The following is a 25,578-nucleotide window of genomic DNA, read 5'->3' on the forward strand; positions in this document are numbered from 1 at the left end:
TGCGCAGGCGTGGAGCAGCGGGTGGGCAACGGCGCGCAGCGGGTGCGCACATCCGCCGCGCCGACCGTCTTTGCCCGCCTTTCTGTGCCCATTCGGTACATCTGTGCCCGCTCGAGCAGGCACGGATGTACCGACCGGACACACACCCTGCGTGCCGAGCCTCGCTTGGCGTCGCTCGGCCTCGCTCAGATCTCGTGCAGCACGACATCCCGCAGCACGCCGCCGCCGGCGACCGCGGTCATGAACGTGCACATCGGTTGGCGCCGCCGATCGGTGGGTGAGCCGGGATTCAGCAGGCGCAGGCCGCCGGGTGAGGTGCTGTCCCACGGGATGTGGCTGTGCCCGAACACGAGCACCTCGGCATCCGGGAACCGTGCCTCGGCGCGCGCTTCTCGGCCGGTCGCCGGCCCGGTCTCGTGAACCATGGCGAAGCGGATGCCGCCGACCTCCTCGTGTGCGATCTCGGGGAGCCGGGCGCGAAGCTCAGTGCCATCGTTGTTGCCGTACACGCCAATCAGCCGGGCGGAGTGCTGTTCCAACCGGTCGAGCAGGTCGAGGTTCACCCAGTCGCCGGCGTGGAAGACGACATCCGCGTGCTCGACTGCTCGCCACACCGATTCGGGCAGGTCGCGGGCGCGCTTCGGCACATGAGTGTCGGCGATCAGCAGGAGCCGGGGCATGGCAGCATCCTGCCACTGCTCCCGCTGAGCGGGTCGGCCACCCAGCTCGGGCGAAGTATTCTCGATGTGCCAGTTCCCGACCGGAAAGATCACCATGCCCGACCACCATCCGCTTGCGGCATCGCCGTACGAGGTGCTGGGCGTGAGCCCGACGGCAACCACGCACGAACTGCGCAAGGCATATCGGCGGATGCTGCGGCTCACCCACCCTGACACCGGGGGCAACGCCGCACGGTTCAATGCCGTGCAGCGCGCCTGGGAGAAGGTCGGCACCCCGGAAGCCCGAGCCCGCTACGACCGCGGCTTCGTCTCGGGTGCTTCAGGCATGGGGGAGGACCATCCGGCCTGGGCGCCGCCCGCACCGCGGAAGCGTGAGGGCACCCGGCCAACGGCACGGGCGTACGGGCATCCGGGTGGGGCGTCCCGGGAGCAATATCTCAATCTGGTTCGCGAGTGGGCCGGACGTGGCGTCACCCTCGAGGACCCGTACGACCCACAGTTGGTGCGGCGTGCACCCCGAGACATCCGGCACCTGCTCGCGAATGCGCTCGCCGAAGAGGAGACCGCCCGCCAGCTGGCCGGGCTCGGCATCGGCTACACGATCTGGCATGACGTTGCCACCGATTACGGCAAGCTCGACCACGTCGTGCTCGGGCCGACCGGCTTGTTTGCGTTGCAGTCCGAGGACTGGGGCGCCGAGGTGCGGACCAAGCGGGGCGAGCTGATCGGCGAGGGTATCGTCGGGGAGCGTCCGATGCACGACCTCGGGGCCAAGGCGAAGCAGGTGGCGCGGGCGGCGCGGGTGAAGTTCACGGCGCTGGCGATCGTGGTCCCGGATGGCGCCACCTACGAGGGCGTGGAGATACTCGGCTCATCCCGCGGTGCGGTGACCGCCGTGGTGCAACAGCCGCGGCTGCCGCAGGTGATGCGGGATGGGCTTCCCGGGGCGTACCGCATCGGTGGCACCGACCTGTTCGAGGTGCGCACGCGCCTGCAGGCTGCGATCAACTTCGTGTAACCGCCGGACTGGCAGGGGAGGAGCCCATTCGAGGGCCGAGCTCCTTTTCTGGTCTGGCGCCTTCACTGGTCGAGCCTCCCGATCCTCCGTGATGCGTGCCCCACTGCGCTCAGCAGGAAATTCTGCAGACACGCGGTGCGCCGAACCCCCGACACTCGGCGTGTCACCCCGAATGTCCTGTGGAGCGAGGTCCCGCGGGCGATCAGCCGACGGTGAGCACGATCTTGCCGATGTGAGCCGAGGCCTCCAGCCGGCGGTGCGCCTCGGCTGCCTGCTCGAGCGGGAATCGGCTGTCGATGAGCGGACGAAGTTCACCGCGCAACGCCCAGGGCCAGGCATCCGTGCGCACCTGCTGCATGATCGTAGCCTTCTCCTCGAGCGGCCGTGCTCGCAGCGTCGTGGCAGTGATCGACCCGCGCTTCGCCATCAGCCTGCGGGGGTCGAAGGTCGCCTGCTCATCGCTCTGGTTCGCGATGATGAGGATCCGGCCGTTGGTGGCGAGGGCGGCGATGTCGCGGGCAACGTAGGGTCCGCCGATGATGTCGAGGATGACGTCGGCGCCGTGCCCATCGGTTGCGTCGAGGACTCGTTCGACGAAGTCCTCGGACCGGTAATCGATCAGGATGTCGGCGCCCAACTCGCGGCAGGCATCAAGTTTGCCAGCCGACGCGGTCACGGCGACCCGGGCACCGGCGAGCTTGGCCAGCTGGATCGCCGTGGTGCCGATGCCACTGCCGCCGCCATGCACGAGCAGCGTCTCGCCGGCCTTCAGCCGTCCGGCGAGGAACACGTTCGTCCACACTGTGGCGACCGTCTCGGGCAGTGCGGCCGCGTCGACCAGGTCAAGCCCGTCGGGCACCGGCAGGGCAAGGTCCTCGGAGACGACCACCTGTTCGGCGTACCCGCCTCCGCCGAGCAGGGCACAGACGCGGTCACCGACCGCGAACCGGGTGACCGCCTCGCCGATCTCGGCGACTGTGCCCGACACTTCAAGCCCCGGCCACTCCGGCGAACCGGGAGGGGATGGATAGCGGCCCAGTCGCTGTGCGACATCGGCCCGGTTCACCCCTGCTGCGGCGACCTGGATCCGGATGTCGCGGCTGCCGACCGGCGGGATTTCGACCTCGCCCACCGTAAGGACTTCGGGACCACCGGGCTCAGAAACGAGGATCGCGCGCATTCATCCAGCTTAGGAGCCCTTGTCTGAACGTTCCGAGGCACTCCCTTTGGTCGAGCCAGTTTTGGTTGCCACTCGCTGATCGAGCAGCCCGTTGATTGGTAGAGCATCCCTCATGATCGAGCATCCCGTTGGCCGAGCACCCCGCGGGTCGAGCTCACCGGGACCCCGGCCCCTCAACCCCCGCCGCTCACCGTCCAGCGACACCGCTCTCGTACGCCAGCACGACGGCCTGCACGCGGTCACGCAGGCCCAGCTTCGCCAGGATCCGTGTGACGTGGGTCTTCACCGTGGACTCGCCCATGAACAGCTGCGCACCGATTTCCGCGTTCGACAACCCACGGGCGATAGCCGCGAACACCTCCAGTTCGCGCTCGGTGAGTGCGGACAACTCAGCAGGTGGACCGTTCTGCGACGGCTGCCGCACGTACGTCTCGACCAAACGTCGAGTGACAGACGGAGCGAACAACTGCCCGCCACCATGACAGATACGAATCGCTCGTATCAATTCTGCTGGTGCCGTCGTCTTCAGCAGGAAGCCACTCGCCCCGGCCTTGAGCGCCCCGATGACGTGCTCGTCCAGGTCGAACATCGTGAGCATGAGCACTCGCGCCTCGGGGCGTGCCGCGAGCACCCGCCGCACTCCCTCGATCCCATCGGAGCCGGGCATCTGCACATCCATGAGCACGACATCGGCGTCGGATGCCGCGGCCACAGTCGCCGCCGCAGCACCATCCGCGGCCTCTCCCACCACGGTCAGATCCGGCTCGGTCTGCAGGATCGCCCGCAGCCCGCCGCGGATGAGGTCCTGATCATCAACGATCACCACACGAATCATTGCGTCACCTTGCATCTCTCGTCACCTGTCGGTCAGTGATCGGCAACCGGGCGAAGACGCCGAATCCACCGGAGGGTGTGGGGGCAGCACTGACCTCGCCGCCGAGTGCGCGCACCCGCTCGGCCAGACCGGTCAGGCCGAAACCGGATCCAGTGGCCGGCGGGCCATGTGCTGGGGATGTGCGGGGTCCGTCATCGACGACCGAGAGCACGACCGATTCGCCGGTGACGTCCAAACGCACCCGCGCGGATGATCCTGGCGCATGCCTGACGACATTGGTGAGCGCTTCCTGCACGATGCGGAACACGGTTGTTTCCAGCTCGGCCGGAAGGGTTGTCCCGTCTGGCCCCGTTTGCTCGCCCGGCCCGGTTTGCTCGCCCGGCCCCGCTTGCTCGTCCGGCTCCGTTTGCTCGCCCGGCCCCGTTACCCTGCTCGTCGCCGTCGCCGTCGCCGTCGTCGCCGTCGCCGTCGTCGCCGTCGCCGTCGCCAGACGCGTCGCCCCGTCATTCCCCTTCGCCGGTTTCGTCGCCAGACCCGTCGCCTCGCCCAGACGCGTCAGCACACCCGAACCCGTCAACCCGCCAGCAAACGCCGGCGCATCGAGAGTGATTCGCAGCCCGGCGGCGCGCATCCGCTGCACCAGGTCCGCGAGCGATTCCGGCGAAGCCCGGGCGAGGCCGGCCGAACCGATCGCTCCCGCGTCGAGCACGTCGAGTAGCACGGTGATCTCGCCGAGAGCCTGGCTGGCGGTGCTCTCGACCGTGTGCAGGGCGTGGCGTGCGGCATCCGGATCCGACTCGCGCAAAGCCTCGGCAGCCGAGGCCTGCAGCACCATCACTCCCACCGCGTGACTGGTCACGTCGTGCAGGTCTCGAGCGATCCGCAGCCGCTCGGAACGCAGTGCCAGCTCGATCTCACTGTCGAGGTCGGCGCGCAACCGGGCTGCGTGGGCGTCCGCGATTCGGCCGACGCGGTCACTTCCGGTCCATTGATGGCCGGCGAACGTCGCCAAGGCGAGCACAGCGAGAATGACCGGCAGATTATCCAGCAACTGTTGCAGCTGGAACCAGCCGGCGGTCACCAGGACGAGCACAGCGAAGGCCAGCCAGGTTGACCAGCGTGCGGTGACAGCAGCGGTCCACGCGTGCAGGCTCAGGGTGATCAGTGCCGTGGTTCCGAAGCCGATGATCAGCGGTGTCCCGGCGATCACCATGAGCGCGACGATGGCGGCCGCTGCGGCAATGGCGATCAGCGGACGACGGCGCCGCAGCGCCAGGGTTCCCGCGAGCGCGACGAGCAACACCCAGCCGAGCGGCGTGAGCGACTCGCCGGGAAGCGATTCGTCGAGCAGGCAGAGCAACACGGTGGTGGCAGCGGTGGCGACATCCGCGATCCACGCGGGAGAGCGTCGGCGCGGTGCATTGGGCTGCGGTTCGCTGCGCAGCAGGCCGAGCAGCCAGCGCAACTCGGTTACAGCCGTTCGACCACGTTCGGCGATGCGGCGGATGATCGCGGCATCGAGCGTTCCCATCGCGGCCGCTGCGTCATGACCCATCGCCTCAACCGAGGTGCGGATGACGCTGAGCACCTGACCGCCCAGTCGTGCGCGTTCGTCGGCGACGACGGTCGCGGTCAGCGCCGCGACATCCATTCGCTCGAGATCGGATGCCGCCGTCTGTGCCCTGCGGGCGAATTCAGCCCGACGACGCACCACCACTCCGAAGGCGAACGAACCACCAAGGATGACGCCACCGAAGAGGAAGTTCTGGACGGTGAGATCGCGGGCGAGCACGGCTGCGAGGAAGCAGAGCGCGGCGATGCCGCCGCGTAGCAGCCCGGCATGGCGGCCGACGGAGTAGACCCCGATGAGTGCGGGCGCCAGTCCAGCGACGTTCTCAACGGTCACATCGGCGAACGCCAGCGCCATCTGCAGCCCGATCAACGCCAGCAGAGCGGGGACCGGCAGGTGCCGGATGAAGAGCAGCACGAGCCCGCCGACCAAAGCAGCGGGTAGCGCCCAACCGGTGACCGGCCAGAGGAACAGAGCCATCCATGCCGCGCAGCCGAGCGCCACGATCCACTCACTCAGTCGCGGGCGGGCGAGGCTCATGCCCAGAGAGTAGCCGTGGTCAGTGACATGCGGCGTCCTCCTCAGGTCGGACGTGGGGTCCGACTTCACGCGAGAACGTGCGGCCGAATGTCGGAGCAGCTCGATGCGTCAAGACGGATGTGTCGACCGATGGAGCTGGCTCAAGCTGACGGCATCCGGCTCTCAGCTGGTGGCGCCCTCGATGGCTGCACTAACCCGCTGTGCCTCTACCGCTGTGCCTCTAACCAATAGGAGTTCCCGTGAAACTGTTGCCGATCGCCGCTCTCGTCGGAGCGACCGTCATGTCGACCATCGCCCTCACCGACGCCATCTGGGCCGCGAACCTGCCCGGAACGCCGTCCCCCTGGTCCCTCGAGGCCGGCAACGACTTCATGCTGCGCGGTGTGGGGTTCGGTCATGCGATTCCATACCTGTTGCTCGCGGCGGTGTTGCTGAAAGCCGGGCCGATCGTCGATGCCGGACGTCGGTTCGTCGCGGTGGTGCGCTGGATCCTGATCGTCGGCTTTGCGCTGTTCGGGATCCTGTTCGGCTGGGATGCCGTCGGCGACCCGCGGGCCGAGTACAGCGAGCTCCTTTCGCTGATCTCCACCGGTGCGTTCATCGTCACCCTGCTGGTGCCGATCGTGCTTGGGTTTGCCCTGATCCGGCGCCGCGAGCTGCGACTGCCGGTGCTGTTCCTGATCGCGCCGGTGCTGTTGTTTCCTCTCACCCTGTTGCTCGCCGCGATCTCGACCTGGGGACACCCTGCCTACCTCGAAACCGCGGTGAATTTCGGCGTCGCGCTGCTGGGAATCGCCGTCGCCTGGTCCCCGGGCGAACCCGTTGCAACCGGAGATCTCCGGCAGCAGAGCGATACCGTAGTCACCCAGTAGTGACTCGGTAGCGCGCCGGTGACCGGCCGACCAATTACTGGTCGGCCGGCTCGCCCACCTGCACGAGCCCGGACTCGTAGGCGAACACCGCCAGCTGCACCCGATCGCGCAGTTCAAGCTTGGCGAGCAGCCGCGACACGTAGGTCTTCACCGTCGCCTCGCTGAGGAACAGCTCCCGCCCGACATCCGCGTTCGTAAGCCCCCGGGCGACGAGCCGCGCGACCGCCACTTCGCGGTCGGTCAGCTCTGCCACTTGCGGCGACTCGATTCGCGGTGAGAACCGTTCCAGCAACCGTCGGGTCACCGACGAAGCGAGCATCGTGTCCCCGCGGGCGACGGCTCCGACCGCGTGCACGAGGTCGTCCGGCGAGACGTCCTTCAGCAGGAATCCGCTCGCGCCCGCACGGACCGCCTTGTACACGTACTCGTCGACGTCGAACGTGGTCAAAGCGAGAACGCGGGGCCTGGGCTCGGGCTGTGAGGTGAGCAGCGTGGTCGCCTCGATGCCGTCCATTCGTGGCATCCGGATGTCCATCAGCACGACGTCCGGATGCCTTGAGGCGGCGAGCTCCACCGCCTCGATCCCATCGCCCGCCTCGCCTACGACCTCGAATCCGTGTCGCTCCAGGATCAACCGGAAGCCGCTACGCACGAGTTCCTGGTCGTCGACGACGAGCACCCGGATGGTCATGCGATAGGGCCAGCGACGTCGGTCGACCGGGTGGCGCGCAGGGTCGACGGGTGTGCGGCGACCGGCAGCACGGCGTGCACGCGGAAGCCGGATCCGCCCGCATGATCTGCCGCGTTTTCGGTCGTAAGTGTTCCGCCGTACAACGCGACCCGTTCGCGCATGCCGATCAAGCCGTGCCCTTCGCGCTGGCCCGTGGAACCCCGGCCGTCATCACGCACTTCGACTTCGATTGCTTCAGCCGTGTGGCGCACGAGCACGTTCACCCGGGTGGCTGCCGAGTGTCGGCGCACGTTCGTGAGCGCCTCCTGCACGATGCGGTAGGCGGCCAGGTCGACGCCGGCTGGCAGCATCCGCGGATCTCCCTCGACTTCGAATGCGACATCGAGGCCAGCAGTGCGGGAGTCGTCGAGCAGGGCGGACACATCGTCCAAGCCGGGTTGTGGGCTCAGCGAGCCAGGCTCGTCGTCGCGGAGGATCGCGACCAGGCTGCGCATCTCGGCGAGGGCGTCGGTGCCGGTTGTGCGAATCGTTGCCAGAGCCCGGCGGGTGTAGTCGGGATCGTCGGCGGCGACCTGTTCGGCGGCCCCCGCCTGCACGACCATCATGCTGACCGCGTGGGCGACGATGTCATGGAGCTCCCGGGCGATCCGCGCGCGTTCGTCGGCGATGGCGGCGAGGGTCGCGGTACGAGACTGTACTTCGATCTCGGTCGCCCGTCGCTGCGATTCGGTCGCCCTGCGCTCGGCGGTGCGCACCATCTGGCCGATCAGCCAGGCCGCGACCAGCACCAGCCAGTGGAAGATGATCTCGCCCGGCTCCTGCAGTGGCTCGACCCGGAGGTCAAAGAACACGAGGCAGCTGGCGGCAGCGACCGCTCCAATCAGACCGGCGCGTCGAGTGCCGTGCCGGGCGACCGAGTAGGTCGCGATCGCGAGTGGTAGCAGTTGACCCCAGAACAGGATCAGGATCGGCTGGATACTGAACACGACCGGCCAGACGAGGGTGACCACCAGGGCAGTCGGCAACGGCCACACTCGGCGGAAGGTCAGCGCCAGGCAGAGCAGAACCGCCACGGTCGTGCTCAGTTCGCGTGGTCCCGTGCCCGCCACCGAGGGAAGCGGCATCCAGATCTCTACGATCGCCACCGTGGCGAGCGCCGTCGCGAATACCGTGTCGAAGGCTCGCTGCAGCGTCTCTCGGTGGAACAACCGTCGTTTCACGGCGCCAGCCTAGTTGTGAGGTGTCGTCGAATCATCAGCCGAAAGTTGATCGCTCGGTCAACCTCAGACCGATGACGCGCTACGACCTGGTTCCCTAGCGTCGGCGGTGGTCAGCCAGACCAACCGATCGAAGGGAAGATCATGCGATCCACCGCCCTGTTCCGTCGCACCACCGTCGCCGTCAGCCTGTTGCTCACCGCCGCACTCAGCGCGCTCTGGGTGCTGCTGGTGCCGCCGTTTCCGGCGACCACGCTCGCGCAACTTCAGCAGATTGAGGCTGGCGGCGATGTCGCGGTGCTCTCGGCGACGGCGTTCCTCGTCGCGCAGCTTCCGTTCATCGTTGCGGCAATCGGCGTCACCCAGCTGATCGGTCAGAAGTCCCCGATGATCGCGGCAATCGGAGGCACCCTCGCCGTGATCGGCGGGTTCGGGCATGCCGCGTATGCGGGCTTTCAGCTCGCGGTAGTCACGATGGCCTCGGATGTCGCCAATCATGACGTCTACGCCCGGCTGCTCGACGGTGAACTGCCGGCGATTGTCGACGTCTTGGCGGTGGGCGGGACCGTCGGCACGGTGCTCGGATTGATCCTGCTCGGGGTCGGCTTGCTGCGGGCGCGTGTCGGTGTCCGCTGGATCCCGTACGTCCTATGGGCATTCGTCGTGGTCGAGTTCGTGGGCACCGGTCTCACGCAGTGGGCGGCTTACGCGTCCGCAGTGCTGTACTTGGCGGCCCTGGGCGCCCTCGCCATGGCGGTGTGGCGAAGCCGGCTGGAACTGTGGACGCCGGGTCCCATGGCAGCGGAACCGGCAGAGGCGGCGGTCGCAGACAGCCGCCGCTGACGAGCTCGGTGGGCTACCCGAAGGCCGACCGTCCAGAAACGCCCATGCTCCTGATGGCGCATGGGCGTTTTCTGGAAGCCGTTGATCGACCAGCGGGTGGGTCAGCCCTACTTCGCGCTCAGTTCCACCACAGTGCCCCACGGGTCGGCGACGGTGATCGCGGCATCCGTCTGTTCGAACTCGAGACCCGCATCAGTCAGCCGCGACGCCACCGCGTCGAGCTCGGATGCGTCGGGCACGACGACCTCGAGCGACCCCAATCCAAGCGAGTCGGAACGCACTCCGGCGCCCGCGGATCCCCAGGTGTTCGCGGCCAGGTGGTGGTGATAGCCGCCAGCCGAAAGGAAGATCGCGCCATTCGCCCGGGCGGTCACCGCGAAACCGAGCGTGTCGCCGTAGAACGCCTCGGCCTGCTCGAGGTTGCCGACCTTGAGGTGCACGTGTCCCATGGTGGCCTCTCCGGTGGAATCCTCGCCCAGGTTGTCGTTGATGAACCGGTTGATGTCCAGCGGTTCACTGCCCATCTGCACGTAGCCGTCTTCCCAGACCCAGTCCTCGCGAGGCGTGTCGACATACAATTCGACTCCGTTACCTTCAGGGTCGCCGAAGTAGAACGCGTGGCTGACGGCGTGGTCGGCCGAGCCGCCGTACAGGCCGGGGTAGGTGCTCGCCAGCTGGGCCAGCGTGCCGGCAAGGGCCGGGGCATCCGGGAACAAAATCGCCGTGTGGTACAGCCCCGCCTCGGTCGGGGCGGCCAGCTCGGCGTCGGTGGGCACGAGACGGATGAGCTCCTCACCGTCAACACCGAGGGACCGGATGCCGCCCTCCTCACCGAGCACGGAGAGTCCGACACCGTCCGGGCCGTAGTAGTCGGTCATCGCCTCGATGTTGCTGGTCTTCAGCTCGACCGCGCCCATCCGGGTGTCGGCGCTGATCACGCTCGCGGGAACCTCGTCACTCGGTGCGTTGCCGGCTGCCATCACAGCGGCCGTGATTCCTCCGGCGACGATGGCGATGATCACGGAGATGCCGAGAATCCAGAGGGGAAGGCGGAGCGAAGAAGTCACGGCAAGTTGAAACGCCGGCGCTCACGGTTGTATTCCGGTTGGTTCATGAATGCGGCTGGGCTCACGACTTGAACCGGTTCCCGAGGCGTCCCGAGTTGCTTCGCGAAGGCATCCCGAGCCGGCTCCGGAGTCGGGAGATGAAAGCACCCCCGAGCCTGAATGGCCCGGGGGTGCCAGGTGCGGTGTGGTGTGGTGCTTACTGTGCGGCCATGAAGAACGTCTCGTCTCCGAAGAGTCCGCTGAGGGCCCACGCGCCGATTTCGGCGTCTGCGGACGGGATCAGGATCGCGATGTTGCCGGTTCCTGTTCCGCCAGGGTGCAGTTCGTTGATGTCCATGAACCGCGGTTCGGGAGCGACCGACATGGCGTCCATCTGGCGGTGGGTTGTTCCCGCCGCCGAGACGAACTCCACCTCGACGTCGAGCCACGGGTTGCCGGTCGCGGTGCCGGTGTAGGTGACGGTCACCGGAACCATGGCGTACTGGAAGCCCGCCTCGGGGGCGTCATTGAACATGTTCGCTGCGACGACTGCCTCGGTCGCGTTCAAGATCGGTGCACCCAAGGTGATCTCGTAGGCGTCGCCGTCGGTGCCGGTGAGCACGACGGTGGTGCCGATCGGTGCCGGGTTCTCACGGCTGCCGACTGCTGCCTCGGCATCCGTCTCCTCCTCATCGGTCACGGGCGCTTCCGTGACCGGCCGTTCGGAGCTGGTGGAGACGTTCCCAAGGTCGTTTTCCAATTCACCGATGATCCAGACGGAGTAGGCGATCGCGAGCACGATCGAGAGCACCAGGGCGACCCCGGAGGTCACGGTTCCGGCGATTGCCATGCCCTTGACCCGGTTCTTCAGTACCAGGCCGACGATGCCCAGCCCGAGGCCGACAACCGCGATGAACCCGCTGACGTAGTTGACGACCGGGATGAATGCGCCGATCAGAGCGACAATACCGATGATCAAGGCGGCCAGGCCGAAGCCGTTCTTACCGCGAGCGGCGGGAGCCGGGGCCGCGTACGGCGGGAGACCGGATGCAGCCGGGGGAGCGTACGGCGGGATATCGGAACCGGCCGCATACTGCGGGACCGGAGGCTGCAACCCAGCGGGCTGCGAAGCCGTGGGCTGCGAAGCCGTGGGCTGTGCCTCGGGCGGTGCGAACGAGGGCTGAGCTGCAGTGGGCTGTGCCGCGTCGTGTTGGGCCGGGGTGTGCTGTGTTTCGTCGTGCTGTGTGGGAGGGACCTGTGGTGCAGGTTCGACCGGAGTGGGACTTGGAACGTGAGGGTCGGACATGGGCGGATTCTATCCAACCCGATCGACGCTCAAGTTAACGGCTGAGGGTGCCCAGTTCCTCGAGCTTGGCCCGCAGGTCGGCGTCGCTCGGCTCAACCTGGTGCGAGGCATCCGGGAACACGATCACGGGGATGTTGGTCCGTCCGCTGATGGCCTGCGCGCGGTCGGCGCCGTCCGCGACCGCTTCGAGGTCGACGTACTCGTAATCGACGCCGAGTCCGTCGAGCAGACGCTTGGAGCGGCGGCAGTCGCCGCACCACTCGGCGCCGTACATGGTGATGCGCTGGGTGTCCTCGGCATAAGTCATACGTGAGAGTGTACGAGTCGTCTCTGAGCGTTACGCGAGCTGGCACGGCCTCCACCCACACGGATGGCGCGAGGGGTTGGTGCGCTCGATCGGCAGGCGTTCACTGGAACGGTGACTACCAAACTGAATCGCACGGCCCTCGCTCATGCGCGCAAGCTGGTCAAGGATGGCAAGGCAACCCACGACGAACGCGATGACTGGAGCGAGCACGCCCCGAGCGCTGACGACGAGAACCGGTTCATCGAGAAGCACGGCTACGCCGAGTACGCGAAGTGGCATCTGGGCGAGGATCCGGAGGCCTCGGAAGAGACCAAGGGACGCTACAGCTTCCCCTACGGGGACTTCCGCCAGGTGCACCGGTGTGCGGTGATCTCGCTCGAGAGCCGAGCCGCCCAGAACGACTACGACGACATCGCGAAAGAGTCGAAGAAACTGCTGGAGCAGATCGACGGCGCCTAGAAATCCACCAGCTCGATCTGGACCGGCACGACATCGCCGAGTTCTAGCGACTCGGCAACGCGGACGGCCTTCTTGATCGGCAGTGAGAAACTGCCGCCCGAGTCCGGGAAGATTGAGGTCCGCCACCGCGTCTCGCCAACTTGAACATCGACCCGCACCGAGCCGAAGCCGCCGGTCATGCCATCGACGACTTCGATGATGTCTGCGGATGCCTCGGCGGGCACGCTGACGAATGTCCAGAGTTCGCTCTGGCGAGCCTGCCACCGCCACAGTTCTGCTTCGAATTCGAAGTGCACAACTCCACCGTCGCATATCCGTCTGACACGGACTGAGCCTCTGACATGGACGAGGCGGCGGCATCCGCACCACCGCATCACTGCAGCAGCGGCAGTGCGGCCTTCGCCATCTCCTCGTGCTCGTGGGCGACCCCGGGCACCGTGATCAGCTGCCAGTTGAAAGGCGCCCCGTCGGCCGCATCCCGTGCCTGGTCGAAGAAGTGCCATCCGCGGGACAACCGGTTCTTGCCTTGTCGGTCGGTATTCCGATCTCGTTGGAGCAGGTCGTCCTTCGGGTCGATGTCGTCGGATCCGAGCAGCACAATCAGTCGACGGGCAAACGCGGGAGCCATGTTCGATGCGGAGACTGGAGCATCGTCTGTGCCGTACGGGAAGTCGATCGAGTCATCCGGCACCGTGTACCAACCAGCGTTCGCGGCGACGGCCACTCGGGCCCTGCTCTCGGGCATGAACTCGATGAACCGGTGGACGAACTGTGCGCCGGCCGAGTGGCCGAACAGGGCGTAGTCGTTTGCCGTGCTCCCGATCTCGTCAACCACGTAGTCGAACAGTTGCTCGATCACCCCGAGACTCCACTCGTCCTCGGGTCGCAGGTCGCCGTCATCATCGATGGTGCGGCCGAGGTTGTAGGCCTCGACCCCCGGATACTCGTCGTCAGAGAACTCCGGGACCAGCAACAGGACGTCGGTGTCCTCGAGCAGCGGGAGCCAATCCTGCCGGTAGGCACGACCGTCGCGTTGGGCGCCATGCATCACGATCAGGATCGGGACGTCCTCGAGGGAACCCTCTGGGGCCGAATACCAGACCTTGACCGGGTTGTCCTCGAGTGGCCCTGCTGGCCGGAAGCGGAAATCGTCCAGCCCGGCGCGCACGATTGCGGACTCGGGCGCAGGGTCAGACGCTGACGTCGACGGGGTGGGCTCAACATGCACGGGTTCTCCAGGGGTCGAGGTGCAACTGACTGTCAACCAAGCCAGCCCGATGAGCAGCAACGCCGACAGGTGGGTGCGCGCTGGGCTACTCACGGTCCTCCCGCTCGAAGCAGGTGCACACCATCCTCCCGACCGTTCCCCCCACCTGCATCCGCGGGTTGAGGGTCGGCAGGATCCGCTGGGCGTCCTGCTCGCTGCAGGGTTGCGCCACGTAGTCGACGATCCGATTGTCGTTCCGGACGCATCGAACCGTCAGTTGCGCGGGGGCGGTGCTGCTCAGCTTCAGCGTCAGCAGCAGGCCGATGCCCTCCTTGCCAAAGCTTCCGTACCGGCCGGGTGTGGTGAAGATGAAGTTCCCCAGGCTGTAGGCGACGGGGACGCCGTCGATGAACTCGATCGGGGCGGTGATGTGTGGGCCGGAGCCGACGATCATGTCGTATCCGGCGTCGACCATCACCTGCGCCCAATACCGCTGGACCGGCAGCGTGTCGGTGTAGTTGTCACCCCAGTGGACGGCGGCAATCACCCAGTCAGCGCCCGCAGCTCTGGCCAGATCGATTCCCCTCTGCACGGTCTCGGGCTTGAACGCGACGGTTCCCGCGTGGTCGATCGTTGCCCTGGCCCGGTCGCCGAAGTCCTCGCCGAGGGACACCACGGCGACGGTACCGATCGGCGACCGCAGCAGCAGCGGCTTCTCCGCCTCGGCGATGGTCTGGCCGGCTCCAAACGGCGTCAGCCCGGCAGCGGATGTGAACCGTTGGGTATGCAGCATCCCGAGCAGTCCCATGTCCATGGAATGGTTGTTGCCAAGATTCACCACATCCACGCCGGCACGTTTCAGCGCTGGCGCCATTTTAGGGTTCGCGTTGTGGGAGTACTCCTTGCCGGGATTGGCCGGGACAGTGGCGAGGCTGATCGGTGTTTCCACATTGGCGACGACAACATCGGCATCGAGCATCGGCGCCACCTGCGCGAACGGGAAGTCGTAACCGTACTGGTCGAGCAGCGGCTGGGCATCGGCGCTGAGCATGGTGTCGCCGGTGAACTCGAGCGACCACTCATGCTCTGCGGGGCTTTGAACCGCCACGGTGATCGCCTCAACGTCGGGGGCGGTGCGGGTACGGAAGTCGGCGACGAGGGTGAACAGAATCGCGGCCAACCCGACCAGGCAGAGCACGATCAGCCAGAGATCGCGGCGGAGTGCGCGTCTCATCTGACACCACCTACCGCCGACTGGTCGGCCAGTTCAGGTCCGTGCGTTTCGAGAACCAGCTCCTGCCAGTCGATGCCTTTCTCCTCTGCCAACCAGAGCCGGTCCCGAAACTCATCGCCGGGCACCTCCGCCACGACTAGGCCGTCCGTCAGCACGATGACCGTGTCGGCAAGGGCAAGCTCGCGCGGATCGTGCGAAGCCAGCAGAACCGTGCCTCGGTGCCTGCTCAGCATCTGCAGTAGCCGGTCGCGCCCCTTCTCGTCGAGACCGTGGGTCGGCTCATCGAGCAGCAGGATCGGGGGAGAGCCCATGATTGCGCGGCCGAGGGCGATTCGTTGGCGCTGACTGAGTGACAGGTTGCGGCCGCCTTCTGTGACCCAGGTTTCCAGTCCGTGCGGCAGGTCGTCGAGCAGATCGTCCACCCCTGTGACGGCAAGCACCCGCTGCAGTTCATCGTCCGAGACATCCGGCATCGCATAGGTGAGATTCCGGCGCACCGTGCCACGGGTCAGCGGCAGGTCAGGGCCGACCGCTCCGATCCAGCGGGCGATGGACCGCAGGGTGGTGTACTCGAGCGGTTGGCCGTCGATGACGATGGAGCCCTGATTCGGATCGATGGTGCGGGCCACCAGACCGAGCAGCGTCGATTTGCCTGCCCCGCCGGGTCCGGTGATCGCGACGAACTGTCCACCGGGGATAGTGAAGCTGACATCCGACAGAGCGCCTTCGACGCTCACGTGGTCGAACTCGATCGTTCCCTTTCGCACTCTCAGCGGTACGTCGATCGGGTTATCGAGTTCGCGGCTGGAACTCTGCAGGAACTCGAGAATCTTCTGCTGCGATACCTGTGCGCGATGCCAGTAGTCGTGGGCGAGACCCAGGCGGCGAATCGGGCCCGCCAACTGACGCACGACGATCGCGAACGCCACCACGGTGCCGACCGTCGTGCCGCCGCGACGTACCTCGAACAGTCCGCTGATCAGCACCGCGGCGACGGCCAGCATGGTGGACGCCGTCGCGATCCCGCGCAGGTATCCGCGAAGCCGCGCGACGCGAATGAGGGCCCGGGTGAGGGTGTCGTTCTGGCGCGAGAGGCGGGCGTACTCGCCGCGGGTGCGGCCGGAGATCTGGATGATCGAGAGCGTGTTCATCTGTTCGTCCAGGTTGCTCATCACGAGCGAGCGGCGTCGTCGCATGGTGCGGGTTGCGCGGCGCATGGCGTGTCCGGCGGCGAGCGATGCGGCAGCGCCTGCCAACAGCACGCCCACGATGGCGAGCGTCATCCACAGGTTCAGGATGCCGAGTCCGATTGTTGCCCCGCCCAGTGCGATGGCAGCGACGAATCCGCCCAGCACACCGCGGCTCACCCACATCCGGGTCATCGACAGGTCGCCGAGGAACCGCAGCAGCACTCCGCCTCGGGCGCGGCCCTGGAATTGTCGGGCCGACATGCCCTGCAGGTGCTCGTACATGCGCATGCGGAGGTCCTGGACGATGCGGTAGCCGATCCGTTCGGTGATCGAGAACTCGATCGCGTGCAGCCAGCCGTTGAAGAGAGCGAGTACCGCCAGTGCGATCACCTGGAGGATCGCGGTTCGCCAGACCACGTCGGCAGCGGCACCGACGGCCCCCGGTACGAGGGCGTCGATGATCGCCCGGATGAGCAGGACGTAGCCGATCAGGACGCCGACCTGCAGTATCGCGATGGACAGAACGAGGGTGACCTGGCCGCCGGTGATTCGCCAGAGGCCGCTGGACTGTTTCATCAGTGTGTCCCTACGGTCGCCCGGGCGGCACCGGTCAGTTGTACGGCGTAGCGCTTGCGGCTGGGGAGGCCGGATGTCTCCTTCCGGCGTCTTTCGTCGGCGGTGATCTCGTCCGTGTTGATCTGATGCGCGTCGATCTCGTCAGCGCGGAGCCTGGCGTAGGGGACGCCGAGCAGTGGTGCGCTGATGTGCACGTCACGCAACTGATCAGACTCAAGCACCGGCAGCATCGTTGCTCTTTCGGCTTCGCGCGCGGACAGCGGCGAGCGGGTGAGCAGCCCGGAGACCCCCAGCACGTCGTAGCCGAGTTGCTGCAGGTGGGTGACTCCCGCCGTTGCGCCCATGGCATCCGGAGCGGCAAAGATGATGCCGTCGATGAGCTCGTGAAACGTGCTGCAGTCCAGGAGCCGGGAGGTCTCATCCTGGTAGATGCCGTCGGCGATCTCGATCAGATTGATCAGGCTGCCAGCCTCGGTGAGGTGGTCGACGAGCTCACGTAACTTGTGTTCCAGCAGGCCCAGCGGTTGCCGATACGTGGAGGAGAACCCCACATCCGTGAAGTCGAGCATGGTGTGCGCACCCGCGTCGATCATGCACCAGAAGTCGTTGCCAGATCCGGTGCCGGTTGCTTTGGCAGCGCCGGTGCGGATGCCGGCGCGACTCAGCCCGTTCACGAGGTAGCGCACCGTGGTGGTCTTGCCCGAGCTCATCGCCGTCCCGAGCACCGCGACGGTGGGTGGACGTCCCCGGTCGGGCAGCACCGGTTGAAGTGCGAAATCCATCAGGTTCAGCGGGCGACCCCCGTCGTCCCCGATCAGGCCGATCGGCACGATCTGTGTCGCGGCGTGTACGGACTGGTTGCGGCTGAGTACCTGGGATGCGATTCCGCCTGAGGCGACGAACTGGGTGCGCCCGAGGGAGGTGGGCACGCGGCTCTCGAACTGGTCGGTCGCATACCGGTCGCCGTAGGCGACGATGATCTCGTCGTCGAGGTTCAGCAGTGCTCGTCGGCCGTTCGGACTTTCGATATGACGGTGGTGGCCGAGCCGTGTCACACGGGCGAGCACCAGATCACCGGAGCGGGGTCGGATGGCCCCGGAGACGATTGTTCGCATCGCGGACTCTGGCACTCGTCGGGTGGTGAAAGCCGACTTGGCGAGGTCGCGTCGATCGGCGCTTAACTTTTGGACCCAGACTCGGGTTCGAGTACGCATGCGGGAATCCTTACCGGCCCGCCGGACGGGTATCGGGTTGTCTGCGGGTCAGACATGCGGCGAAGCGGGGCTCCTAGGTTAAGAGTGCGGAAAGCGATTCGCAATGCTCCGGCAAGAAGGCGGACTTATGGTTGCTCGTGAGTCGGTGAGTCTTATTCGGCGAGCCTTTCTCCTGCTGGGTCGAGCACCCACCACACCTCGTTGACACCCTGTCCGTTGGTGTCGCCGGCGGCGGTGTCACCTGCGTAGTAGTAGAGCGGCCAGCCATTCAGGGTGAGCTGAGTGGAGCCATCGGTGGCGGTGATTGTGCCGACTTCGCCGGTCACGCCTTCGACCTCAGGGTCGTCACCTTCGGCGGTCACTGGGGGCCAGTTGGTCAGGCACATGCCCTCGCAGGTGCTGGTGCCGGAGTCTTGAGTGTCCTGGTCGAACATGTAGACGGTCATGCCCTCGGCGTCCACGACGATCTCACCGTATTCGTCGGATTCGGCGGTCATCAGCACCGCCTCGCTCGACTCGGGCGAGGCCTCTGAGGTGCCCTCGTCGGCGGGAGGTTGTGTCGTGTCGTCGGTAGTACCTGTGCAGCCGGTGAGCAAGATGGCGATGGCTGTGGCTGTCAGTCCGGTTGCGATTCGCAGCTTCATGGGAACTCTCCTCGTTGAGATCTGGTCGTTCTGGTCGTTCTCGTGTTCGGGATGTTCGGGTCGTTCGGGTCGTTCTGGTCGTCCCGGTCGTTCTCGGGTGGTTGTTCTCGTGTTCGGGTTGTTCTGGTCGTTCAGTTTCGATGTGACCGGGAACGCGGCCACCTTTGAACAACGACGCCCGCCGTCGGATGGTTCACGCCAGACGGAATTTGCACAACATCGCCATACCGTCCGCGCAAGAGCCCACCGTGCAACAGCACCCAAGCCGCAGCCACCCTGTCTTCGAGCGGCAGCCACCCTGTCTCCAAGCCGCAGCTAGTCCCGTCTCCAGGCAGCAGCGGCTCCGTCTCCAGCAGCAGCGAGCTCAGTCTCCAGGCAGCAGCGAACTCCCCAAGCCGCCGCTAGCCCCGTCTCCAGGCCGCAGCGACCCCTCTCTCCAAGCCGCAGCCAGGCGTGTCTCCAATCCGCAGCCAGGTTGTCTCCAATCCGCAACCAGGCCTCCCTCCAAGCTGCGGCCCTGTGTCCAAGCCGCAGCACAGTGTCCAAGTCGCAACCCTCTTCAAGGTGAGCAGTGCACGATTGCGCTGCAGCTGATCAGTCCTCGGGGACTCCGCGCATCAGGGTCCGGTCACTGTCGACTGGTCGGATCTCGACGGCAGCAATGTCATCGAGATCGATTGCGGTGCCCGCTTCGAGTCGGGCGGTTTCTCCGGGTGATGCTCGCCAGCTCGAAACCTCGCTCAGCTTGCCGTTGTCGTCGGTGATGTACAGCGCATACGGCCAACCTTGCTCCGGGGCATCCGCAGCCTCGCCCTCATAAGTGCAGCTCAGGTCGATCCGTGTTCCCCACCCGACCGGCGTGAGAGTCACCGTGGCGCTGATCGGTGCCTCGGTCAGCGACTCCAGGGCGAACGACTGAGCGTCGGCGGGTCGCCCTAGGGTGAGCGGCACGATGATGGTGGCCAGCAGGATCAGTGCGGCGACGGAGGCTGCGGTCGCAGCAGTCCAGACCCAGATCCGTCGCGTACGGCGGACCTTTTGCTGCTGTCGAATCCTGTCGACCATGTCGGTCGGTGGGCTGAGGGTCGCGGCATCCGGGTCCTCGAGCAGTGCATTCGCCCGGTCGCCGGACAGCCGGGCGAGGAGCCCTGGCATCGGAGTGAGTTCGGCGACGGCTCGGCGGCATTCGGTGCAGGTGGCGAGGTGTTCCTCGTACTCGCTGCGTTCGGACGGCGACAGGGCGCCCAGCACGTACGCCGAATCCCACTGTGCGAACCGGGCATGATCGGTGGTCATCGGGTCACCCCCTTTTCCTGCAGGGCGAGCCGCAGGGTGCGCAGTCCGTAGTGCAGACGCGACTTCACGGTGCCCTGGGGGATGCCGAGCCGGTCGGCGACTTCGGCGATGCTGCAGCCGCCGTAGTAGGCGTGCACGATCACCGCGCGGTGCTCGAGGTCGAGGGTGGCAAGGGCCTCCTCGACGAGCAGGCTTTCGAAGAGGGCGTCGGTGCTGTCCTCACGGATCCGCTCCGGGGTTTCGGCCACGCCGATCTCATGGCGACGGCGGGCGCTGCGGGCGTTGTCGATCACCAGGTTGTGGGCGACGGTAAGCAGCCATGAACGGGTGAGGGCAGGCTGATCGTTGGTGATCTGGGGGCTTCGCCAGGCACGCAGCAGGGTCTCTTGCACGATGTCATCCGCCTCGGTCGGGCTGCCGGTCAGGTGGACGACGAAGCGCCAGACCGACGGTCCGTGAGCGTCGTACAGCTCGACCAGTCGAGACTCGTCGTCTGGCGGCATCCCTCACCTCCTACCCTTTACAACGAGGTATCGGTGCGTTTGGTTCATCGGGTCCGGTTGGGACGGGGACGGCTGACCGCGTGTCGGCGGGCGAGGCGTCGGTGGCTCGGGCTTCGATCGGTGGGGTGTCGGTGGGCGGGGCGTGGGTGGCCTGGGCTTCGATCGGTGGGGTGTCGGTGGGCGGGGCGTGGGTGGCCTGGGCTTCGATCGGTGGGGTGTCGGTGGGCGGGGCGTGGGTGGCCTGGGCTTCGATCGGTGGGCGGGGCGTGGGTGGCCTGGGCTTCGATCGGTGGGGTGTCGGTGGGCGGGGCGTGGGCGGCCTGGGCTTCGATCGGTGGCGGTCGGAGCGCGGGTCCTCGCCGGCAGATCGTCGGTCGGCAGGTCGTCGTCGGCGAGGCGTCGGTCGGCCGATGAACCGTTTGTGGCTTGGCGTCGTCTTATCGGTATGGATGTCTCCGCGATAGTTCCGACCACGTTCCAGATCGGCGGATTGCCGTTGCATCCGCTGATCGTGCACGCCGTCGTGGTGCTCACGCCGCTCACGGTACTCGCCCTGCTGCTCGGGACGTTCTGGCCCGCCGCCCGACGTCGTCTGGGGATCGTGACTCCGCTGGCAGCGCTGCTGGTGCTCGTGATGGTGCCGATCACCGTCTTGGCCGGTCGTGAACTCAAGGAAATCGTCGGTCCGCTCCCCGCCGTCCTGCGGCACGAATCATTTGGCAACATGCTGCTGCCCTGGGTAGTCGCACTGTTTGTAGTTTCAGCAGGGCAGTGGGCTTGGTACCGGTGGGGTGAGCGGAGACGCGCACGTCCCGCACAACTGGTGCCGATTCTAATCGGGATCGCGGCGGTCGTCGTTGGAGTCGGCACTCTTGTCATCATCGTCCTGATCGGGGACTCAGGTGCGCGGGCAGTGTGGGGACCGGTGGTGGGCTAGGGGCATGCGGAGCGGTTACTGCGGAACGTTTACTGCGGATCGTTCACTGCGGAACATGTTCCGCGGGACGACGAAGGCGCCGACATCCGTGCTCCATTCGGAGCGGATGGCGGCGCCTTCGTTTTACGCGACCGGTCGGCCAGTGGCCGATGTGGTTCAGGCCTCGTCGTACATCGCGATGAAGCGGCCGACGACTCCGCCCTTGCGGAGCTTGTCGATGGCGCCGGGGATCTCCTCGTGCGTGATGTGGTTGATCGGCGGGTTCAGGTCGCCGGACTTCATCAGTGCGTAGAGGCCCTCGAGGTCCTCCTTGGTGCCCGACTTGGAGCCCTTGATCGTGAGCTGCTTGATGATCAGCGGGTAGGTGTTGATGTTCGACTCGAGGCGGCCCATGCCGACCTGCACCAGAGTGCCGAACTCGGCCAGAGTCTCGATCGCCGCGGCGGTGGTGGTGCCGAAGCCTGCGTAGTCGACGATCAGGTCGAGGTTCTTGTCCTTGAAGGCGTCGATCGAGTCGGCGACTCCAGCCAGGCCGATCTCGTCGGCGAGCTTCTGGGTCTCGGGGTTCACCTCGGCGCCATAGACCTCAGCACCCCTGAGTACTGCAACGCGAGCGCCGATGTAGCCGAGACCGCCGAGGCCGATGACGCCGACCTTCATGCCAGCCTTGGCTCCGCCGACGGCGACCATTGCGTGGTACGCGGTGAGTCCGGCATCGGTTGCCATTGCGCCGAGGTCGAACGGGACCTCGTCGGGCAGCTTCACCAGGTTGTCAGCGGTCGCGACAAGCTTGGGGGCGAAGCCGCCGTCCCATTTGCCGTAACCGAGAGCGTCGCCGTCGCTCATCAGTGGTGCGAGTCCGACGCGGTCGCCGACCTTCCAGTCGTCCATGCCTTCGCCGACCTCGGTGATGATGCCAGCGGTTTCGTGACCCATGGTGCGGGGGAGGACCGGGAACAGGGCCATCCAGCCCGGGTCATCGATTGCGCTGACGTCGGAGTGGCAGACTCCGGAAGCCCGCGCTGCGACGACTACCTGGCCGGGGCCCGCGTGTGGTTCCGCGACCTCGTTGAACTCCAGCGGCTTGTCGGTGCCGGTGAACTGCCATGCCTTCATGATGTAACTCCTTTTTTCATACTTATGTATGCATTTCCTAGAGTAACGCGGGCGGCTGATGAATCCTTCCCGGCTGGGTGTCCGCTGGGAGCAGAGGCGCAGTGCCGCGTGGGTGGGCGGGCGCGCCCACCTGAATAGTCAGCGGGAGGCGGCCAAGTCCGTCCAGCGGGAACCCGCGGATCGGCGGGGACAAACCGAGCCGCTGTTCGGAATCCTCGACCGGCGGCTGGGGTTCGGCAAGGGGAATGGGTTGCAGGCCTCCGGCTGGGTCCGGATGCCCTCGGCTGTTGCCCGGAGTCAAGTGGCTCCGGTGGTCGCTTGTGTACCTTGGGCAGGTGTTCGAGTGGTTTCGACGGTTGCCCGAGCGGCTCCTGCTGTTGGTCGAGTGCCTTGGGTGGGTGCTCGTGTGGCTTCGGCCGTTGCTCGAGTGGTTTTCCGCGGTTGCCCGAGCGGCTCCTGCTGTTAATCGAGTGCCTTGGGTGGGTGCTCGTGTGGCTTCGGCCGTTGCTCGAGTGGTTTTCCGCGGTTGCCCGAGCGGCTCCTACTGTTGGTCGAGTGCCTTCGGCGGGTGCTCGAGTGGCTCCGGTCGTCGCTTGAGTGGATCTGGCGGTTGTGCGGGTGGCTCAGGCGGTTGCTCGAGTGGATCTGGCGGTTGTATGGGCGGTTGCGCGAGTGGCTCCGGTAGCTGCTCGAGAGGTCGCTTGAGGGGATCTGGCGGTTGCGCGTGTCGCTCCGGACGTTGCGCGAGTGGCTCCGACCGTTGCTTGAGTGATTCCGGCGGTTGTTCGCGTGGTGAAGGGGATGCCTCAGGCCGTTGCTCCGGCGATTGCTCCAGCAGCTCGGGCGGTCGACCTGCCGTCAGCCGCTGCAGATCACGCAACGCCGGACTTCGTGACGGCATCGAAATCGGTTTCTGGCCCGGATCCCGATCCTTGGGAGGAATGAGCAGGTACTGCCCCGAGTCATCACGGACGATTCGCCAGTCGTTGTTGTGCAACAGCATGTGATGGAAGCGACAAAGCAAGATTCCGTCGATGACGTCGGTATTGCCGTTGTCCCGTTTCCACTGGTCGATGTGGTGCGCCTCGGTGAAGCTCGGCTGACGATCACAATCCGGCCACCCGCATCCGCCATCCCTCGCAGCGAGGGTAATGCGCTGTGCCCGAGTGAAGAGTCGCTGCTCACGTCCGAGACTGAGCGGCTGGCCGTCGGCGGCGAAGTTGATATCGATGGTTCCGGCCGTGCAGACGATGCGCTCCACCGTCGCGACGGACACCGGGAACTCTGCCCCTTCGATGTGCCCGGTTCCCTCGTGCTGCTCGAGATTCGGCGCGGCCACCAGCACCCGCACCGCCGGCATCCGCGAACCGACAATGTGCCTGGTCTCGGACGTATCGGCGGTCGCCGCGAACCTCAGCAGATCGACCACCGAATCGTGCAAGTACTGGTCGGTGGTGCGCGGATCGTCCACGACCGCCTGTGCCCAGGCCTTGTCCTCCTCGCTGACAAACCGCGGACCGCCGCGTCGAGGCGACGTGATGCGATTGCAGATGTCATCGATCAGCGCCGCCGTCTCGATGTCGGGGTCGACGATGTAGCGAGGCAACCCATTCGGACCCCTGACCCGTCGAAACGCCCGCGCCTCGTGCAGTTTCGCCTCGCGCTCGGCGACCAGCTGATCGTCCAACTCGTCGCGCAGGGAACGGGCGAGCAGAAACGCTCGGTCGGCATCGACCGGTCCGCCCGCGTCGTGCGCGGAACGGAGCATCCCGAGAAGCGTGGTTGTCACGTCGGCCAAGGCCTCCGCAATCACTACTTCACTGGGCTCGCCGATGCCGCGGGCGATCGAGTCGAGCACGTCGACTCCCAGCCACCCGGCCGTTACCGCTGCGGTGGCGGGGACCAGCCAGGGCCGAGCAGGCGTGGGCGGCGCGGCATCCGGTGCCAGCCCATCACCCGGCTCGGCATCCCGACCCACTTCCCGAATCAACGTGCCTGCCCGCACCTGCTTGCCCGCGTCGCGCAGCGTCGTCCCGGTGATGTGCTGGATGAACTTCTCGGGCGAGCGGAATCCCTCGCGCTGCGCCAGCCCGCCGTACCCGTTCTCGCGAGTGGACCGCGCTGCGATCTCTCCGGCCACGACAGCGCTGCGAGCATCCACGGCCCGGCGGATCTCGGCCAGCGCTCGGTTGGTCAGGACCAGGCTGTCGTCATCGAGCTCTCCGAACCGTGCTGACTGCGCCGGCACCAGCTCCACCGCGGCGTGCGCTGAGGCAATCGCTGCGGCTAGTTGGCTGGAGAACTCGGACATGTTTACATTCTCCGATCTATCGAACACATATTCGAAGAGGTGTTTCTAATCTGTGGAGAAGTCGGGCTCGTCGCCGTCGGGTGAGGGGAAGAAGGAGGGCGTGGGCGGGAAGGGCGGAAACGATCGGACGCGAAACTCGAACTGGAACCGCTCGATCACCGTTCCGACGGGAAACCTGCGCGCGAGCAGCCGGGTGTTGTGCGCGTAAAGGCGGGCGCAGTCGGAGCAACACCACTCTTCGGTGCCATCGCGGACGGCGCGTTCATACTCGCGGAGTCCGATCGGCAGGTTGGCGACCAAGGCCGTCGTCGTCAGTTCGCCCGATGCGACGCCGTGGAAACCGATCGCGCACGCGCAGTTCCATGCGCTCGCCGGATCAAAGACGTCCTCGCACGGACCGGCGTCGAACACCAGTTCGCCCTCGACCGTGTCCGAGAAGTCGTCTCCGCGTGCCCCCTGAGTTCGCCGGGTGGCAATCAGTACCTTCACACTGTCCTCCAAATATGGATGGGTGTTCCGGCACTGAAATCAGGCTAGGGGTGGCCACCGACATTTTTAGACCCCTCGCAATGCACCCAGGGCCGGCGTACGTCGAGCCGAAGCGCTGGTGCAGGTCAATCGCTCAACCGGCCGTCAAGGACGCCGGATGCCCGGCCCGCCCGCTGCGCGCTCAACCGGACGTCAAGCAGGCCAACCGGATGCCCCGGCCCCGCCCGCTGCGCTCTCGATTACAATGAGTCCTTGAGCCGACGATCTACGTTGGCGGCATAGTGCCGCAGATCGCAT

25 protein-coding genes are annotated in these 25,578 nt (G+C 66.4%); 5 read left to right on the forward strand and 20 right to left on the reverse strand.

The features are described from left to right. Positions 1-185 precede the first annotated feature (185 nt). The gene (locus GO591_RS04175) at positions 186-680 is read right to left on the reverse strand and encodes a metallophosphoesterase family protein (RefSeq protein WP_157155657.1); all 495 of its coding nucleotides are present in this window, start codon (positions 678-680) and stop codon (positions 186-188) included. A gap of 64 nt (positions 681-744) precedes the next feature. Here GO591_RS04175 and GO591_RS04180 point away from each other — a divergent pair, with 64 nt between their 5' ends. Then, positions 745-1,698, forward strand: a complete 954-nt coding sequence (locus GO591_RS04180) for a DnaJ domain-containing protein (protein WP_370455336.1) — start codon at positions 745-747, stop codon at positions 1,696-1,698. Positions 1,699-1,900: 202 nt separating this feature from the next. Here GO591_RS04180 and GO591_RS04185 read toward each other — a convergent pair whose 3' ends face one another. From GO591_RS04185 to GO591_RS04195, 3 genes are all read right to left on the reverse strand, one after another. Then, positions 1,901-2,878 (reverse strand): NAD(P)H-quinone oxidoreductase, encoded by a 978-nt coding sequence (locus tag GO591_RS04185; RefSeq protein WP_157155658.1) that lies wholly within the window; start codon positions 2,876-2,878, stop codon positions 1,901-1,903. 187 nt (positions 2,879-3,065) lie between these two features. Further along, complete coding sequence (locus GO591_RS04190; RefSeq protein ID WP_157155659.1) at positions 3,066-3,713, reverse strand: response regulator; 648 nt, start codon at positions 3,711-3,713, stop codon at positions 3,066-3,068. Between the two features lie 4 nt (positions 3,714-3,717). Then, positions 3,718-5,823 (reverse strand): sensor histidine kinase, encoded by a 2,106-nt coding sequence (locus tag GO591_RS04195; protein WP_157155660.1) that lies wholly within the window; start codon positions 5,821-5,823, stop codon positions 3,718-3,720. Between the two features lie 239 nt (positions 5,824-6,062). Here GO591_RS04195 and GO591_RS04200 point away from each other — a divergent pair, with 239 nt between their 5' ends. Next, positions 6,063-6,695 carry a hypothetical protein gene (locus GO591_RS04200; RefSeq protein ID WP_157155661.1) on the forward strand — a complete coding sequence of 211 codons (633 nt, stop codon included), beginning with the start codon at positions 6,063-6,065 and terminating at the stop codon, positions 6,693-6,695. A 34-nt stretch (positions 6,696-6,729) separates the two neighbouring features. Here the strand turns inward: GO591_RS04200 and GO591_RS04205 are convergent, their stop codons facing one another. Continuing rightward, positions 6,730-7,386 (reverse strand): response regulator transcription factor, encoded by a 657-nt coding sequence (locus tag GO591_RS04205; protein WP_157155662.1) that lies wholly within the window; start codon positions 7,384-7,386, stop codon positions 6,730-6,732. Further along, positions 7,383-8,606, reverse strand: coding sequence for a sensor histidine kinase (locus GO591_RS04210; RefSeq protein WP_157155663.1), 1,224 nt, complete (start codon positions 8,604-8,606; stop codon positions 7,383-7,385). Before GO591_RS04210 ends, GO591_RS04205 begins: the two co-directional genes overlap by 4 nt. A gap of 141 nt (positions 8,607-8,747) precedes the next feature. Here GO591_RS04210 and GO591_RS04215 point away from each other — a divergent pair, with 141 nt between their 5' ends. Next, positions 8,748-9,446 carry a hypothetical protein gene (locus tag GO591_RS04215; RefSeq protein ID WP_157155664.1) on the forward strand — a complete coding sequence of 233 codons (699 nt, stop codon included), beginning with the start codon at positions 8,748-8,750 and terminating at the stop codon, positions 9,444-9,446. A gap of 107 nt (positions 9,447-9,553) precedes the next feature. Here GO591_RS04215 and GO591_RS04220 read toward each other — a convergent pair whose 3' ends face one another. The 3 genes from GO591_RS04220 to GO591_RS04230 form a co-directional block, all read right to left on the reverse strand. Then, the gene (locus GO591_RS04220) at positions 9,554-10,513 is read right to left on the reverse strand and encodes a VOC family protein (RefSeq protein WP_157155665.1); all 960 of its coding nucleotides are present in this window, start codon (positions 10,511-10,513) and stop codon (positions 9,554-9,556) included. A 196-nt stretch (positions 10,514-10,709) separates the two neighbouring features. Then, the gene (locus tag GO591_RS04225; protein ID WP_157155666.1) at positions 10,710-11,606 is read right to left on the reverse strand and encodes a DUF4190 domain-containing protein; all 897 of its coding nucleotides are present in this window, start codon (positions 11,604-11,606) and stop codon (positions 10,710-10,712) included. A gap of 226 nt (positions 11,607-11,832) precedes the next feature. Then, positions 11,833-12,105: a glutaredoxin family protein gene (locus tag GO591_RS04230; RefSeq protein WP_157155667.1), complete on the reverse strand. Its 273-nt coding sequence runs from the start codon at positions 12,103-12,105 to the stop codon at positions 11,833-11,835. A 111-nt stretch (positions 12,106-12,216) separates the two neighbouring features. On the opposite strand from GO591_RS04230, the gene GO591_RS04235 reads away from it, so the two are divergent. Next, the gene (locus GO591_RS04235) at positions 12,217-12,564 is read left to right on the forward strand and encodes a hypothetical protein (RefSeq protein WP_157155668.1); all 348 of its coding nucleotides are present in this window, start codon (positions 12,217-12,219) and stop codon (positions 12,562-12,564) included. Here the strand turns inward: GO591_RS04235 and GO591_RS04240 are convergent. The 8 genes from GO591_RS04240 to GO591_RS04275 form a co-directional block, all read right to left on the reverse strand. After that, on the reverse strand, positions 12,561-12,860 hold the full coding sequence (locus tag GO591_RS04240) for a DUF1905 domain-containing protein (RefSeq protein WP_232466267.1): 300 nt from the start codon (positions 12,858-12,860) through the stop codon (positions 12,561-12,563). The genes GO591_RS04235 and GO591_RS04240 overlap by 4 nt on opposite strands. Before the next feature lie 77 nt (positions 12,861-12,937). Beyond that, positions 12,938-13,885: an alpha/beta hydrolase gene (locus GO591_RS04245; protein WP_157155669.1), complete on the reverse strand. Its 948-nt coding sequence runs from the start codon at positions 13,883-13,885 to the stop codon at positions 12,938-12,940. Continuing rightward, positions 13,878-15,005, reverse strand: a complete 1,128-nt coding sequence (locus tag GO591_RS04250) for a CapA family protein (protein WP_157155670.1) — start codon at positions 15,003-15,005, stop codon at positions 13,878-13,880. The genes GO591_RS04245 and GO591_RS04250 overlap by 8 nt, the downstream gene beginning before the upstream one ends. Then, the gene (locus GO591_RS04255) at positions 15,002-16,771 is read right to left on the reverse strand and encodes an ABC transporter ATP-binding protein (protein ID WP_157155671.1); all 1,770 of its coding nucleotides are present in this window, start codon (positions 16,769-16,771) and stop codon (positions 15,002-15,004) included. Before GO591_RS04255 ends, GO591_RS04250 begins: the two co-directional genes overlap by 4 nt. Continuing rightward, entirely contained in the window at positions 16,771-17,886 is a 1,116-nt protein-coding gene (locus tag GO591_RS04260; protein WP_198295555.1) for a DUF1611 domain-containing protein, read from the reverse strand. The genes GO591_RS04255 and GO591_RS04260 overlap by 1 nt, the downstream gene beginning before the upstream one ends. A gap of 251 nt (positions 17,887-18,137) precedes the next feature. Beyond that, positions 18,138-18,629 carry a COG4315 family predicted lipoprotein gene (locus GO591_RS04265; protein WP_157155672.1) on the reverse strand — a complete coding sequence of 164 codons (492 nt, stop codon included), beginning with the start codon at positions 18,627-18,629 and terminating at the stop codon, positions 18,138-18,140. Positions 18,630-19,223: 594 nt separating this feature from the next. Continuing rightward, positions 19,224-19,925 carry an anti-sigma factor family protein gene (locus tag GO591_RS04270; RefSeq protein ID WP_157155673.1) on the reverse strand — a complete coding sequence of 234 codons (702 nt, stop codon included), beginning with the start codon at positions 19,923-19,925 and terminating at the stop codon, positions 19,224-19,226. Further along, complete coding sequence (locus tag GO591_RS04275) at positions 19,922-20,428, reverse strand: sigma-70 family RNA polymerase sigma factor (protein ID WP_157155674.1); 507 nt, start codon at positions 20,426-20,428, stop codon at positions 19,922-19,924. The genes GO591_RS04270 and GO591_RS04275 overlap by 4 nt, the downstream gene beginning before the upstream one ends. 421 nt (positions 20,429-20,849) lie before the next feature. Here GO591_RS04275 and GO591_RS04280 point away from each other — a divergent pair, with 421 nt between their 5' ends. After that, positions 20,850-21,365 (forward strand): DUF2231 domain-containing protein, encoded by a 516-nt coding sequence (locus GO591_RS04280; protein WP_232466268.1) that lies wholly within the window; start codon positions 20,850-20,852, stop codon positions 21,363-21,365. A gap of 156 nt (positions 21,366-21,521) precedes the next feature. Here GO591_RS04280 and GO591_RS04285 read toward each other — a convergent pair whose 3' ends face one another. The 3 genes from GO591_RS04285 to GO591_RS04295 form a co-directional block, all read right to left on the reverse strand. Beyond that, entirely contained in the window at positions 21,522-22,481 is a 960-nt protein-coding gene (locus GO591_RS04285) for a zinc-binding dehydrogenase (protein ID WP_157155675.1), read from the reverse strand. 541 nt (positions 22,482-23,022) lie between these two features. Then, positions 23,023-24,792: an HNH endonuclease signature motif containing protein gene (locus GO591_RS04290; RefSeq protein WP_157155676.1), complete on the reverse strand. Its 1,770-nt coding sequence runs from the start codon at positions 24,790-24,792 to the stop codon at positions 23,023-23,025. A 45-nt stretch (positions 24,793-24,837) separates the two neighbouring features. Further along, positions 24,838-25,281, reverse strand: coding sequence for a DUF7715 family protein (locus GO591_RS04295; RefSeq protein ID WP_473964364.1), 444 nt, complete (start codon positions 25,279-25,281; stop codon positions 24,838-24,840). Positions 25,282-25,578: the final 297 nt, after the last annotated feature.

The organism is Diaminobutyricimonas sp. LJ205 (genome assembly GCF_009755725.1).
Lineage (GTDB): Bacteria > Actinomycetota > Actinomycetes > Actinomycetales > Microbacteriaceae > Ruicaihuangia.

What these genes read in the sequence shown, in the direction of transcription:
- GO591_RS04185 (WP_157155658.1), bottom strand. Translation starts at nt 2,878, where the DNA reads ATGCGCGCGATCCTCGTTTCTGAGCCCGGTGGTCCCGAAGTCCTTACG.
- GO591_RS04270 (WP_157155673.1), bottom strand. Translation starts at nt 19,925, where the DNA reads ATGACCACCGATCATGCCCGGTTCGCACAGTGGGATTCGGCGTACGTG.
- GO591_RS04285 (WP_157155675.1), bottom strand. Translation starts at nt 22,481, where the DNA reads ATGAAGGCATGGCAGTTCACCGGCACCGACAAGCCGCTGGAGTTCAAC.
- GO591_RS04250 (WP_157155670.1), bottom strand. Translation starts at nt 15,005, where the DNA reads ATGAGACGCGCACTCCGCCGCGATCTCTGGCTGATCGTGCTCTGCCTG.
- GO591_RS04175 (WP_157155657.1), bottom strand. Translation starts at nt 680, where the DNA reads ATGCCCCGGCTCCTGCTGATCGCCGACACTCATGTGCCGAAGCGCGCC.
- GO591_RS04265 (WP_157155672.1), bottom strand. Translation starts at nt 18,629, where the DNA reads ATGAAGCTGCGAATCGCAACCGGACTGACAGCCACAGCCATCGCCATC.
- GO591_RS04230 (WP_157155667.1), bottom strand. Translation starts at nt 12,105, where the DNA reads ATGACTTATGCCGAGGACACCCAGCGCATCACCATGTACGGCGCCGAG.
- GO591_RS04195 (WP_157155660.1), bottom strand. Translation starts at nt 5,823, where the DNA reads ATGAGCCTCGCCCGCCCGCGACTGAGTGAGTGGATCGTGGCGCTCGGC.
- GO591_RS04215 (WP_157155664.1), top strand. Translation starts at nt 8,748, where the DNA reads ATGCGATCCACCGCCCTGTTCCGTCGCACCACCGTCGCCGTCAGCCTG.
- GO591_RS04260 (WP_198295555.1), bottom strand. Translation starts at nt 17,886, where the DNA reads ATGCGAACAATCGTCTCCGGGGCCATCCGACCCCGCTCCGGTGATCTG.
- GO591_RS04255 (WP_157155671.1), bottom strand. Translation starts at nt 16,771, where the DNA reads ATGAAACAGTCCAGCGGCCTCTGGCGAATCACCGGCGGCCAGGTCACC.
- GO591_RS04275 (WP_157155674.1), bottom strand. Translation starts at nt 20,428, where the DNA reads ATGCCGCCAGACGACGAGTCTCGACTGGTCGAGCTGTACGACGCTCAC.
- GO591_RS04190 (WP_157155659.1), bottom strand. Translation starts at nt 3,713, where the DNA reads ATGATTCGTGTGGTGATCGTTGATGATCAGGACCTCATCCGCGGCGGG.
- GO591_RS04205 (WP_157155662.1), bottom strand. Translation starts at nt 7,386, where the DNA reads ATGACCATCCGGGTGCTCGTCGTCGACGACCAGGAACTCGTGCGTAGC.
- GO591_RS04180 (WP_370455336.1), top strand. Translation starts at nt 745, where the DNA reads ATGTGCCAGTTCCCGACCGGAAAGATCACCATGCCCGACCACCATCCG.
- GO591_RS04290 (WP_157155676.1), bottom strand. Translation starts at nt 24,792, where the DNA reads ATGTCCGAGTTCTCCAGCCAACTAGCCGCAGCGATTGCCTCAGCGCAC.